The organism is Parabacteroides sp. KHUB-02 (assembly GCF_056640955.1).
Genome location: NZ_JBWQEV010000001.1, coordinates 4,690,421 through 4,704,453 on the forward strand (window position 1 = coordinate 4,690,421; position 14,033 = coordinate 4,704,453).

At 40.0% G+C, this 14,033-nt stretch carries 6 protein-coding genes, 1 tRNA gene and 1 pseudogene; 5 read left to right on the forward strand and 3 right to left on the reverse strand.

The window, feature by feature from the left end; translation table 11 throughout:
* The first annotated feature begins 67 nt into the window (after window positions 1–67).
* Window positions 68–4,642 carry a leucine-rich repeat protein gene (locus ACYIA1_RS19760; protein WP_480336288.1) on the forward strand — a complete coding sequence of 1,525 codons (4,575 nt, stop codon included), beginning with the start codon at window positions 68–70 and terminating at the stop codon, window positions 4,640–4,642.
* A 124-nt stretch (window positions 4,643–4,766) separates the two neighbouring features.
* On the opposite strand, the gene ACYIA1_RS19765 is transcribed toward ACYIA1_RS19760, so the two are convergent.
* Window positions 4,767–5,900 carry an AAA family ATPase gene (locus ACYIA1_RS19765; RefSeq protein ID WP_057319451.1) on the reverse strand — a complete coding sequence of 378 codons (1,134 nt, stop codon included), beginning with the start codon at window positions 5,898–5,900 and terminating at the stop codon, window positions 4,767–4,769.
* Window positions 5,901–6,097: 197 nt separating this feature from the next.
* On the opposite strand from ACYIA1_RS19765, the pseudogene ACYIA1_RS19770 reads away from it, so the two are divergent.
* From ACYIA1_RS19770 to ACYIA1_RS19780, 3 genes and pseudogenes are all read left to right on the forward strand, one after another.
* A pseudogene (locus ACYIA1_RS19770) lies at window positions 6,098–8,512 on the forward strand (S9 family peptidase).
* A gap of 59 nt (window positions 8,513–8,571) precedes the next feature.
* Window positions 8,572–9,114 carry an HDIG domain-containing metalloprotein gene (locus ACYIA1_RS19775; RefSeq protein ID WP_005867908.1) on the forward strand — a complete coding sequence of 181 codons (543 nt, stop codon included), beginning with the start codon at window positions 8,572–8,574 and terminating at the stop codon, window positions 9,112–9,114.
* A 65-nt stretch (window positions 9,115–9,179) separates the two neighbouring features.
* Window positions 9,180–11,924 (forward strand): putative LPS assembly protein LptD, encoded by a 2,745-nt coding sequence (locus ACYIA1_RS19780; protein WP_480336289.1) that lies wholly within the window; start codon window positions 9,180–9,182, stop codon window positions 11,922–11,924.
* A 63-nt stretch (window positions 11,925–11,987) separates the two neighbouring features.
* Here the strand turns inward: ACYIA1_RS19780 and ACYIA1_RS19785 are convergent, their stop codons facing one another.
* Window positions 11,988–12,650 (reverse strand): uracil-DNA glycosylase, encoded by a 663-nt coding sequence (locus tag ACYIA1_RS19785; protein WP_480336290.1) that lies wholly within the window; start codon window positions 12,648–12,650, stop codon window positions 11,988–11,990.
* Window positions 12,651–12,671: 21 nt separating this feature from the next.
* Window positions 12,672–13,709: an aspartate--ammonia ligase gene (gene asnA / locus ACYIA1_RS19790; RefSeq protein ID WP_022193225.1), complete on the reverse strand. Its 1,038-nt coding sequence runs from the start codon at window positions 13,707–13,709 to the stop codon at window positions 12,672–12,674.
* Window positions 13,710–13,905: 196 nt separating this feature from the next.
* On the opposite strand from asnA, the gene ACYIA1_RS19795 reads away from it, so the two are divergent.
* Window positions 13,906–13,979 (forward strand) — tRNA-Arg (locus ACYIA1_RS19795).
* Window positions 13,980–14,033 lie beyond the last annotated feature (54 nt).

Below are 14,033 nucleotides of genomic sequence, written 5' to 3' on the forward strand. Positions count from 1 at the left end.
ACAGAGATTAATTTCTATGAGTCGATTGTGTAATGTAGCTTTCTTCATTCTAATGCTATGTTTAAGTATGCCTAGCAAGGTAATGGGGATTTCTCCTGAATTAAAAACTTTGCATAAGATTTTTCCAGTAGTTGATTTTACTATCTATAAAGAGTATAATGGATTTATGAGATTCGAATCAACTGGTACATATTCTCATAAATTTACAGTGATTTGTTTTGATCTTATTCAAACAAAATCTTCTGCTCCTATTACCTTTATTAGCGAGGATGAATCTCTTTATACTGTAAAAAGTGTGCAAGTAACAAAAGATGGAGATATATATAAACATCAGATTGAAGTTACTTATGATGGTGAAAAACTTGAGCAAAAGAGCTATAAGGAAACATCAACAATTACGGTAAGGCAGGAGGGAAATGATAAATATGAAGGTGAAACAATTACTTTTCAAGTTAAAATAACACAAAATATACTCTTTTGGGCAAAAGTCTTACCTTATGATTATTCCAAAGGAACTGTTAGTTGCGAAATAGGAGAAAAATTACCACCTGGATATATTATTGACAGCGATACAAGTGGTAGCTTGTTTACTTTTACTCCCAAAAAGGGATACTGCGTGGCTGATGTAAAGATAAACGGAGAAAGTCAAGGGGCAATTACTTCTTATAGAGTAACGAATGATAAAAACTATTTGATAGAAGTTTTTTTTGAACCATCTTCGGTAGCAAAAAGTGTAAAGGTGACTTTGAGTGTGGAAAACGAAGGAGGTGTAATAACTCCAAAGGGAGAACAATTTATTGATTACGGGGGTAGTATAAAGTTTAACGTAACACTTAAGGATGGATATGCGTTTAAAAAATATAGAATTAAAAATTCTGAATCAGATAAAACTCATTCAATACCAGCTGGATATTTGAATTATGAATCAACTATTAGTAATATATGTTCTAATACGACTATACAATTTTGGTTTAATAAATGGCATAAGTTATATTGGGATTATAATGAAGGAGAAGGAGCAATAAAGGTAAATTTTAAAAACGGTAATAAGCAAAAAAATGGTGAATATATAGAGGTGACAGAAGATAGTGAGTATTTGATCTATATAATGCCATCGGAAGGATATAAAATAAAAAGTGTCAAGTTAGGGGATGTTGATATTACAAAGAAAGTAGAGAATGATGTTTATAAACTTCCATCAACACCTATAATGTCTGATACGAAATTTTCTGTTACTTTTGAAAAAGAAACAATTGCTAAGTATATAGTAAAAGTTTTTTATGATGAGGGTGGTGTTGTGAAAGTGAACAATCGTTTGATTGCAGATGGCTCTAGTACGAGTGTAACTGCTTCTACGGATGTTCGATTATCTATTGTCCCTAATCAAGGTTATCATTTAAAGTCTGTGACAATTGGGCGGATAGACAAAACAAGTGAAGTGATTAGCAATCAGTTGACAATCTCTTCCATATCAAAAAATCAGGAGATTTCTATACTGTTTGAGAAAGATGCTCCAGTTAGTTATACAGTGAAAGTTTCATATAATGAAGGAGGAACAGTAAAAGTAAACAATAACAAAGTCGATAATGGTACGAGTACTACCGTGACCGCTTCTACGAATGTTCAATTATCCATAGTCCCTAATTCAGGTTATCATTTGAAGAGTGTGACAGTTGGAGGTGTAGACAAAACGAGTGAAGTGAGTAACAACCAGTTAACGATTACTTCCATATCAAAAAATCAGGAGATTTCTATACTGTTTGAGAAAGATGCTCCAGTTAGTTATATAGTGAAAGTTTCATATAATGAAGGTGGAACGGTAAAAGTAAACAATAACAAAGTCGATAATGGTACGAGTACTACCGTGACCGCTTCTACGAATGTTCAATTATCCATAGTCCCTAATTCAGGTTATCATTTGAAGAGTGTGACAGTTGGAGGTGTAGACAAAACGAGTGAAGTGAGGAATAACCAGTTAACGATTACTTCCATATCAAAAAATCAGGAGATTTCTATACTATTTGAGAAAGATGCTTCTATAAACTATACTGTAAAGGTCTCTTATAATGAAGGTGGTAAGATAAAAGTAAATAATAACTTTGTAGATAATGGTACCATCACGACTGTTACTGTTCCTGCAGACGTCCAATTATCTGTTGTGCCAGATAAGGGCTATCATTTGAAGCAAATAATGGTAGGTAGTGTAGATAAAACAAATGAAGTGAAGGAAAATCAGTTGTTTTTTTATTCAATATCTGAAAATTTAGAGGTCTCTGTTGCTTTTGAGAAAGATGTACCAACAAGCTATTTCCTTACAATTTTTTATAAAGATCGTGCTGGAACTGTAAAGGTTAATGGTGTTGAGGCTTCACATGGTCAAGGTATCCCAATTTCTGCATCTTCTACAGAGTTTATATTTCTTCCAGCCGAAGGGTATCGCTTAAAGAAAGCAATATTATATTATCAAGTTATGGAAGTCTCTTACCAAGATATAACAGAACAAATTAAGAATAATCGCTACACTCTTCTTTCTTCTACATCTGATTTGAGATTAGATGTAGAGTTCGAGCAGATACCATTTTTTAGTTTTCAAATAGAAGGGGGAGCCGGATTGATAAAGATTGACAATGAAATAGTTCTGTCTAATTATTATTCATATATGGAAGATGGAAGTTCAACTATTATTCAAATTTTGGATAGTAAGTACTCTGAAATAGATGAGGTTCTCTTGAATGAGAAAAATATTACAAGCAAAATTAATAATGGATTTTTGAAAATAGAATCTATAGAATCTGATACAAAGTTAAATTTTAAGTGGAAATCAAAGCAGTATATATTGTCATTAACAGATATTCAAAATATAGAAAAAATATATCTTGAATGGGATGAATTGCCTGTCCAAAAAAATATACAAGTAGCGGCAAGAAAAGGTTTCCCATTAACAATTTATTCAAATAAATTTTATTCAATCTTGAAGGTGCTATTAGATGGAGAATCTGTATATGAGGCAGATCCGGAACATGCTATCTATTATGCGAAAATAATAAGTATGGATATGGATAAGGATAAAGAACTGACTGTCATATTAAAGTTGGAAGAAGAAAGAAGTCTGACTTTAGATGTGAAAGAACCGGGGACTTTGTCTTCTTATTTGTCTGAAGAAGATATAAAGTTAGTAACAAATCTTCATCTGCAAGGAAATATTGACCAGCGAGATTTTGTGGTTATGAATCAAATGGAATCATTATCGGATTTGGATATTACTGCAACTGTAAATAAATATATAGATTATCCAGCAAATGAGATTCCCAAAAAAGCTTTTTATAATAATAAGACAATTCGTTCTATAGCTATTCCTGCTTCTATTGAGTCGGTAGGAGCTCAGGCTTTTTATGGATCTGTTCTAAATGAATTTACATCTACTGGTATTGGTATGCAATTAAAATCAATAGGAGAGGAAGCTTTTAAGGACTGTAAATATTTGACAGATATGTATTATTGTGACGATATAAAGGTGATAGAAAAGGGGACATTCGAAAATTGTTCAAATTTGAAACAAATGAGTTCTCAAAATGTGATAGAAATAAAAGAGTCTGCATTTAGAAATTGTAAGAATCTAACATTCTATTTGGATGGTAGTTTGGAGAGAATAGGCGATTATGCCTTTGAAAATGTACATGAGGTAAATGATAATGGCTATTACTTTGAAAATCCTCAATTATCATATATTGGGAAAAATGCTTTGAAGGGTTGCCAAAATGAATCTTTCAATTTTAAGGCATATATGAATTTGAATGAACTCCCTAGCTTTGAAGGTTGTTCTAAATTGACTTCTATTACTTTGCCTCAGAATGTCAAGCAAATTCCTGTAGGAATATTTGAAGGCTGCACATCCTTGGCTTATGTATATATGAGCGAAAATATAGAGTATATAGCGGAAAATGCTTTTAGCGATTGTAATTCTTTGTATTATTTGTATATCCCGGTAAGCAAAACACCAGAAGTTTTTAACAATAGCTTCTCTGATTTGAATTATCAGTTAACGAAATTAGCTGTACCTGCGGACTATTTACCTTTCTATAAAAATCATCCTGTCTGGGGAAAATTCTCTGTTATAGAACCTATAGGCCAAGCGAGTACTTACCCTGTGGAGATCTTTCTTTCAGAGGGGGGAAGTATGAAGTTCAGAGTCAATAAGGATGAATATTGGCAAGATTTTAATTCTTCTTATTATGGGACATTTGATTCGGCTTCTCGTATTGAGTTTTTTGTCAGTCCTTCGGAAGGGTATTCTATCGAATCTGTTTACTTAAATGGTGAAAATATTACGGAGTCGCTAAATGACAACAATGGATTTGTAATACCGTATCTGTTGGAAAATACTTCCATCTCAGTTAAGTTTAAGAAAAAGGATGTAACCTCTATAGACTCTGTAAATGCAGATAGATATATTTACAGTATAGGTTCGAATCAATTAATCCTACAAGGATTTAAAGTTGGCTCTTTAATTCATGTTTATGAGACAAGCGGTCGTTTGATATTCCGTTCTGAGGTTCAAAATAATGAAGAAAAGATAGAGTTGCCAAATAAAGGCATTTACTTTATACGTATCGGAAGTGAAAATATAAAAATTGCTCTCTAAAATTACGATAGGAATTACGAATCATGGATAATTGTTTCAGGTTGGCAGTTAATAGAACCTATGAATGATGAATAGAAAATGCCCCCCTAGCCTTTTTCATATCAGAAGGCTAGGGGGCGTTGTCTTAAACGCCTCCCAATTCCTTTTTTAGCCACACTTTCATCACCGGATCTGGAATGATGACCTTGCGTTTCTCTATTTCAATCAACTCTTTTTTAACTAATGCCCTCTTTACGATACTGACATTTGCCGATGAGCCAAGTTTATATTTCTGTAGAATCTCTTGCGTGGTAAACTCGCTATGTACTCCATCTAGGATGGCGCGTAAAAAATTCATTTGATAAGTCGTCAGACTTTCGGTCTGTTTCTCGAATAGCGGAGTGTTTTGATCGATGATATCCTGATATGCCTCCTCAAAGTTCTGCTCCGTAGCGACCTTATCTGTATGAATCCATACCAACCATGCTAATTGCTGCACATAGGATGAATGATTGTCTACCCTTTGGCATATCTTTTCAGCCAGTTCTTTTGAAATCTGCTTACCTGTAGCCTCAAAACGACCACATATATAATTGATCCAATCACAAGTCCCGATTTTTGGCAGATAAATAGCATCGCCGAATTTATAAAAGGGAAGACTCTTTTTTTCAAATAGTTCATTCATCAAATGCTTCTTGCTACCGAACAAGCAATAAGACACCGACTTTTGTAATTGCCACACGGAACGTAATCGCTTTTGGAATGTCTTCGAATCCTTAAATTCGGCAATCTGTTGAAATTCATCGATACATACGACAATATTATATCCCTTCTTTTGCGCTATTTTTTCGGGAAGTTGTAATATCTCATCAACATCATTACTTTGAGGATTCATCTCAAGTGATATGGAAAAATCTGTCATGGGATCGGTTCCTATGGATATTTTAGGGCTGATACGTGAGAGGAATAGCTTGGTATTCTCCAGCCATTCATCTAACTTTGAGGAAGTTTGTTTGAGAATGGCTGCAGCGAACGCATCATAAAAATCCCTGTCGCTACGGCATGAGAATATGTCAAGATACACGACTTTCAATTTGTCGGATTGCGCCAAGTGACATGCTTTCTGCACTAAAGAAGTCTTGCCCCAACGACGAGGTGAAATCAGTACCGTATTTACACCATGCTGAAAGTTCAACAATAGACGCTCTGTCTCTTTCTTGCGATCGGTAAAATTATCGCCCGATGTCGCGACTCCGAATATAAAAGGCTTATTCTCCATGATTTTTCAACTATTATTCTATCGCAAAGATAATCAATATTAGGTTTGTAATAAAGTTGTTACTAATAAAGTTGTTATTTATCTTTCTAGTAGCTTGTAGAAGAAGTATCTTACACATAACTAATGATCGCTATCTGCTTGGTATCTTGCGGAAAGTTTATACTTTTGAGGCGAATAACAGACAATACTAAGAATCTATGAATGTAAAAACACTTTTTTATGCGGTAGCCTTCTTGAGTTTATCATGGGCGTCTTTAACCTATGCGCAAGATGTCCTACCGGAATATACGCAAGCACGCCGTTTCGCCCCGTCGAATGCGGAACAGCTATTTTTCTCTTATACCCTTACGCCCAATTATTTTAATAATAGTGACAAATTCTGGTACGAGTATAAGACGAGTGAGGGGACAAACTGGTATCTGGTGGACCCCGATTCGAGAAATAAACGATTATTATTCGATCGGGATGAGTTGGCGGCACAGATAAGCGAGATCGTGAGAGAGCCTTTTACCGGACAACAACTTCCTATCGAAGATTTACGCTTAAAGGAAGATGATCGCACGTTTACTTTCTCGATAAAGGGTACGAACGGGAACTATTTTTTCTCGTATGATTATCCGTCCTCCCGGTTGACTCGGATTACGAAAGACGAGATTCCTGCTAAAATCCGTTGGGCGAATATATCGCCGGATAAAAAGCGGGTTGTCTTCGCGAAAGATTTGAACCTGTATGTCATGAGTTATGAGGATTATGAGAAGGCCGTGAAGGACCCGGAGGATAAGACGATATCCGAGATCGCCTTGACTACGGATGGCGAAAAAGATTTTGGCTTTGGTATGCCCCGGACCTTCTTGAATACCGATACTTTATGTGACCATAAGCGGAAATATGTAATGGGGGACTGGTCTCCCGATGGTCGTTATTTTGTCGCGACTTTGTCGGATCAACGTGAGGTGCAAGATTTATGGGTGATTAACTCGATCGCCAAACCTCGTCCTACACTTGAGACCTATAAATATCAGATGCCGGGAGAGGCGGGTTCTCCGATCGTTCATTTATATCTCTTTGATTTGGAAAATGCCGGAAAGCGGAAAGAAATCCGGGTGGATTGTTTTAAAGATCAAACAATCAATCTAGCCTCCAGACCGGATAAGGAGCGTAGGGGACTCACTCGGAACTCGATCTGGTTGGGAGATAACCAGACCTTCTATTTGACCCGTGTCAGCCGGGATATGAAACGGGTGGATATCTGTTCGTATACGATCGGGGAGGATTCGGTAAAAGCGATCATTGAGGAACGTCTAAATACCTCTATGGAAACCCGCCCGCTAGCGATGACCGATAATGGTAAGGAATTGATCCATTGGAGCGAACGGGATGGTTGGGCGCATCTGTATCTATATGACGCGCAAGGAAATTTGAAAAACCGTATCACCAAAGGACCTTGGTATGTGGACGCCATCGTAGACGTGGACAGTAAGAATCGTGTCGTTTACTTCAAGGCGAATGCCCGGGAAAAGGGAGATACGACTCCTTATTACGAGCATTTGTACCGGGTGAGTCTGGATGGTTCGGGCTTAAAGCTGATTACTCCGGGCGATTATTTCCACTAGGTCTCTATGGATAAATCCATGCGATATATCGTGGATAACTATTCCCGTGTCAATACGATCCCGGCTACGGCATTGTATGATAACCAAGGTAACCGATTGATGACCTTGGAGGAGAGTGACTTCTCCCAATTATTCATGGCAGGTTATAAATTCCCTGAGCCTTTTTCGGTAAAGGCGGCCGACGGGGTGACCGATTTGTATGGTGTCATGTATAAGCCTTTTGATTTTGATTCCACGAAAGTATATCCGGTCATTAACTATGTATACCCCGGACCGCAACAGGAGGGAACTTTCTTTCGCTACATCCCGATGAATCCTCGTACGGATCGTTTGGCGCAAGCCGGATTTGTCGTGGTTTGCATGGGACACAGGGGAGGGCATCCCAGTCGCTCCAAGTGGTATCATAATTATGGATATGGAAATTTGCGTGATTATCCGATGGCGGATCATAAAGTAGCTATCGAGCAGTTGTGCGCTCGTTATAAATTCATGGATATCAACCGGGTTGGCATACACGGACACTCCGGTGGCGGTTTCATGTCTACAGCGGCTATGCTGCTTTATCCGGATTTCTTTAAGGTGGCAGTATCTTGTGCCGGCAATCATGACAATAACATTTATAACCGGTGGTGGGGAGAGAAACATCATGGGGTAAAGGAGATCACGGATGATATGGGAAATATCTCGTTCGATATTCGCATCCCGACCAATCAGGAATTGGCGAGGAACTTGAAAGGCCATCTGTTATTGATCCATGGCGATATCGATAATAATGTGTATCCGGCGAATACCATTGTTGTCGTGGACGAGTTGATCAAGGCAGGCAAACGCTTTGATATGTTGATCGTACCGGGAAAACGTCATCATTTTGATGACTATAATGAGTATTATTATTGGCGGATGGTCGATTACTTCTCTGAGTATTTGAGAGGCGAACGGGAAACAGGTGCGGATATAAAAGATTTGAAACTGGGCAATTGGTTTCAGGGGTATCAGTGATGAGAAGTAGTATATGTGAGAGAGATTGTTTATTTTTGTCTCGCAAAAAAATAAATAGGATGAAACCTCTTGATATAATAAAGAAATATTATCCGGAAAGTTCGGATGCCTACCGGATTTTGGTGACTCATAGCCGCAGCGTGGCGGATAAGGCATTGGCATTGGCCCGTTTGCATCCGGAGATGAATCTGGATCTGACTTTTATTGAGGAAGCGGCGATGTTGCATGACATAGGGATCTTTTTGTGTAACGCACCGGATATCGATTGCCATGGGGAGGCCGATTATATCTGCCATGGCTATCTGGGAGCCGATTTAATGCGGAAAGAGGGGTATCCTCGCCACGCCTTAGTTTGCGAGAGGCATACGGGAACGGGGCTTTCGCTTGCCATGATCGAGGAACGGAACCTGCCTGTTCCACATCGGGATATGCGTCCTGTGTCATTGGAAGAACAATTGATCTGTTTCGCTGATAAATTCTTTAGCAAGACTAAATTGACGAAAGAGAAACCGGCTGATAAGATAAAACAGAGCTTATCCAAGTATGGAAATGAGACAGTTGAGCAGTTTGAACACTGGTGTAAACTCTTTTTAGGGGAATAAAAGCATAAGGGCTCGTTTATTTATTATACATTTGCACGCTGTAACACACTGCAAAGAACGAAGTAATGTTTTTGATATATAGAGTCCTAATCATTCTATTCGTTTTCCTCTTGGGAGGCTTGGGCGTGCAAGCGCAGGAGATTGTCGCTCCTGCCGATAGCTTGGCGCAGACTGATTCTCTCTTGGTGGCTCCTACGGATAGTACAACGTTAGCGGGAGATTCGATTCCAGAAAAGCAGACCGGGCTAGATGCTCCGGTCAGTTATCAAGCGACCGATTCTATCGTGATGACGGCTGGCAACTGGGCATATCTTTACGGGGAAGGCGATGTCAAATACCAGAATATCGAGCTGCAATCTGAATTGATTGAGATGAATATGGATAGTAGCATCGTGTTCGCTAAGTTTGGACTCGATTCTATCGGGCAGGAGTTTGGCTATCCGTTGTTTAAGGAGGGCGATCAGCAATATGAGTCGAAGACGATGCGGTATAATTTCGGTACCAAGAAAGGATATATCACGGACGTGATTACCCAGCAGGGAGAAGGGTATGTTACCGCCGGGCGAACGAAAAAGATGGAAGGGGATATCTTGAACATGGTGGGTGGTAAGTATACGACCTGCGACGAGCATGAGCATCCTCACTTTTACATTCAGATGACGAAAGCGAAGGTGCGCCCGAAAAAGAATATCGTAACGGGTCCGGTCTATCTGGTCTTGGAGGACGTGCCGTTGTATCCGATCGGGTTACCTTTCTGTTTCTTCCCGTTCTCGAGTACATATTCATCCGGTATTATTATGCCGACTTTCGGAGACGAGTCTACCAGAGGTTTCTTCTTGCGTGACGGTGGATATTATTTCGCCTTGAGCGATTATATGGACTTGGCTTTGTTGGGAGAGATTTATACCAAGGGATCTTGGGGATTGTCGGCCAAGTCGGCTTACCGCAAACGTTATAAATTCTCGGGCAGTTTTAATGCTTCTTATTTGGTGACGAAATTGGGAGATAAGGGATTACCCGACTATAATTTGTCTAAGGACTTCAAGGTAAACTGGACGCATACGCAAGACCCTAAGGCGAATCCTTATCTGTCTTTCTCGGCGAGCGTAAACTTCTCGACCTCTTCGTATGACCGTAATAATCAGAACAGTTTATACCCGAATGCGAATGGATATGCCGATGTGAACCAGAATACGAAGAGTTCATCCATCAACGTAACGAAACGTTTCCCGAATAACCCGTTCACGATCTCCGGTACGATGAGTATAAACCAGACGACCCGTGATTCTTCTATCGCCGTGACCTTGCCTAGCATGACGGTTACGATGAGTCGTATCTTCCCTTTCAAGCGGAAACATCCGGTCGGGAAGGAGCGTTGGTACGAGAAGATCTCCATGAGTTATTCCGGTACGTTCAGTAATAGTATCACGACAAAGGAAAACTTATTATTCAAATCGAATTTGATCAAAGATTGGCAGAATGCTATGCAGCACTCGATTCCGGTAAGCGCTACATTCTCCGTGCTCAAGTACTTGAATATTTCTCCCTCTTTCAATTATAAGGAACGTTGGTACACCAGCAAGATCGAACAGGAATATGATACGCAGAAACAGGCTTTGGTAGCCCGCGACACTACGTATGGTTTTTATCGTATTTACGATTTTAACGCTTCTATCTCTGCGTCTACTACCTTGTATGGTTTTTATAAACCGTTGCCATTCTTGGGTAATAAGGTTGAGATGATCCGTCACCGTTTCGAGCCGTCTATTACGGTAAGCGCCCAGCCGGACTTCGCTTCTTCTCGTTTTGGTTTTTATGAGACTTATGTATATCAAGACGCGAATGGTGAGGATCGTGAATATACGTATTCTCCGTTCGCTCATAATATGTATGGCGTTCCGGGAACGGGAAAACAAGGAAATATCAGTTTTGACGTAAATAACAATATCGAGATGAAGGTGCGTTCGGATAAGGACTCTACCGGATTCAAGAAAATTAGTCTGATCGATAAGCTGTCGTTAGGCATGAGTTATAATATGGCGGCGGATTCATTTAAGTGGAGTGACTTGAGTGTCGGTTTACGTTTGAAATTATCCAAGAGTTATACGTTGAACTTGAATGGTCTGTTCGATACCTATACGTACGATGAGAATGGGCATCGTGTCGATATTCCCCGTTGGAAAGCAGGCAAGGGTATTGGCCGTTTGAGAGGGACTAGCACCAGTTTTTCTTATACATTTAATAATGATACGTTCAAGAAGTTGTTTGGAGGAGGTGATAGCTCATCGGATAAATCCGGGAATCAATCGGCTTCCACGGATCCGAATGCAGATCCGGATGGATTGAACCCGGATGGAGAAGGAGAGGGCGAGAATAAGGAAAGTGGTGGCCGTCTGTTGGGCAAAAAGAAAGAGACCGGTGAGACAGATGCCGATGGCTATTTAATTTCCAAGATTCCTTGGAGCCTCTCGTTTAGTTATGGTTTGAGCTTGCGGTATGGTGATTTTAATCGTTCTAAACTGGAGTATGATTACGCCTTGACTCACTCTTTGAGCTTTAACGGAAATATCCAGCCGACAAAGAACTGGCGTTTTAACTTTAACGCTACTTATGATTTTGACGCTAAGAAGATCTCTTATATGACTTGTAACGTAACTCGTAACTTGCACTGCTGGCAAATGACGGCTAGTTTCGTTCCGGTCGGTCCTTATAAATCCTATACATTCAGTATCGCTGTAAGCTCTGCTTTATTGAAAGATTTGAAGTATGATAAGAGAAGTAATTATAGGGATGGACAGCAGTGGTATTAAGAACCGAAAATTGAGAATTGAAAATTATTGGATTGTATAGCTAATTTTCAATTCTCAATGATCTTACCATTCGATGGGAGTTTGCCCAGTTGCGATTAAATAATCATTGGCTTTGCTGAAATGCTTGTTTCCGAAGAATCCCCGGTAAGCGGAAAGAGGGGACGGATGGGCTGATTTAAGAACCAGATTACGGGATGGATCGATGAAAGCACCTTTCTTTTGTGCGTAGGAACCCCATAATATGTAAACGATATGGCTTCTTTCAGCCGCCAGACAATGAATAACAGCATCGGTAAAGGTCTCCCAACCTCTATTTTGATGGGAACCGGCTTGATGCGCTCGTACTGTGAGAGTGGCATTTAGCAATAATACGCCTTGATCTGCCCAACGAATCAAATTGCCGGTTGTTGGAACCGGATGCCCTAGATCATCTTGTATTTCTTTGAATATATTGATGAGGGAAGGGGGGAAAGGTACCCCATCCTGCACGGAGAAACAAAGTCCGTGCGCCTGTCCCGGCTCGTGATAAGGATCTTGGCCGAGGATAACGACCTTCACTTTATCGAACGGGCAGTGCTCAAAAGCGTTGAACATATAAGGACCGGGAGGATAAACAGTACCTTGGCGGTATTCTTGTTTAACGAAATCGGTCAATTGCTTGAAATAATCTTTTTCAAACTCGTCGGCTAACCGTTTTTTCCAGCTTTCTTCAATCTTTACGTCCATAATATAATAGTTGGCTGTTAACTAAATAAGCATCATTCCAGCCGCACGTGCTTCCTTGCGCATCTCCTCCGGCCAGATACTTGCCTGTATCTCTCCGATATGGGCCTTACGAAGATAGAACATACACAACCGGCTTTGTCCGATACCACCGCCGATACTTTGCGGAAGTTCACCGCTCAAGAGGCGTTTGTGGAAATATAGTTCCTTTTTCTCCCCGGCTTTGCAAATATCCAACTGGCGTAGCAAGGCTTCCTTATTGACGCGGATACCCATAGAGGATAGTTCCATAGAACGGTTTAGTACATCATCCCAAACCAATAAATCCCCGTTCAATCCGGTTTGTCCGTTCTCGGCGATCGTAGACCAATCATCGTAGTCCGGAGCACGTCCGTCATGCTTCTCTCCATTGCTTAGCGAGCATCCGATACCGATAATGAATACGGCCCCGTATTCCTTGGTGATAGCGTCTTCCCGCTCTTTCGGTGTAAAGGTAGGATATTTTTGTAACAAATCCTCGGAATGGATGAAATGAATCTGTTGGGGGAGCGTCGGGCGGATTTGAGGAAACATCTCGTAAACTAAATATTCGGTACGGACCATAGCGGCATATATGCGACGGACGATTTCCTTGAGGAAATCGATATTACGTTCGCTTTCGCTCATTACACGTTCCCAGTCCCATTGGTCCACGTATAAAGAGTGTAAATTACCTAGCTCCTCGTCTGAGCGGATGGCGTTCATGTCGGTGTAAATACCGTAACCTTCTTCAATGTGATAATCGGCGAGTGTCAGTCGTTTCCATTTGGCGAGTGAGTGTACGATCTCTGCTTTAGAGTCGTTTAAATCCTTGATAGGAAAAGTAACGGCTCGCTCAGTCCCGTTGAGATCATCATTGATACCCATGCCCTTAAGTACGAATAACGGTGCGGTTACGCGTCTTAGGCGTAGCTCGGATGAGAGGTTTTGCTGGAAAAAGTCCTTGATCTTCTTGATTCCCATTTCAGTCTGGGATAAGTTAAGTAAGGCTTTATACCCTGCGGGTTTAATAAGATAGCTCATATACTTGTTGTACTTTGTGTTTGTAAAATATGTGCGGCAAAGATAATGATTAATGGCAAAATAACAAGAATATGATCGTTTTTATTTGCAAAATGGCAGAATATACAAAAGACTTATATGCAAAATATCAGAAGTGAAATATTTCTATCCTGTACTTGTTTAAATAAGATATTATATGTACTTTTGCGCAGTCTTTGGCTCGGTAGCTTAGTTGAATAGAGCGTCAGATTCCGGTTCTGAAGGTCGTGGGTTTGAGTCCCACCCGGGTCACAACAAATCCTTGGTAATCATTAGATTATTGAGGATTTTTTCTTTTTATGACTC

Coding starts and splice junctions, on each gene's coding strand:
- ACYIA1_RS19760 (WP_480336288.1), top strand. CDS start 68: ATGCCTAGCAAGGTAATGGGGATTTCTCCTGAATTAAAAACTTTGCAT.
- ACYIA1_RS19765 (WP_057319451.1), bottom strand. CDS start 5,900: ATGGAGAATAAGCCTTTTATATTCGGAGTCGCGACATCGGGCGATAAT.
- ACYIA1_RS19775 (WP_005867908.1), top strand. CDS start 8,572: ATGAAACCTCTTGATATAATAAAGAAATATTATCCGGAAAGTTCGGAT.
- ACYIA1_RS19780 (WP_480336289.1), top strand. CDS start 9,180: ATGTTTTTGATATATAGAGTCCTAATCATTCTATTCGTTTTCCTCTTG.
- ACYIA1_RS19785 (WP_480336290.1), bottom strand. CDS start 12,650: ATGGACGTAAAGATTGAAGAAAGCTGGAAAAAACGGTTAGCCGACGAG.
- asnA (WP_022193225.1), bottom strand. CDS start 13,709: ATGAGCTATCTTATTAAACCCGCAGGGTATAAAGCCTTACTTAACTTA.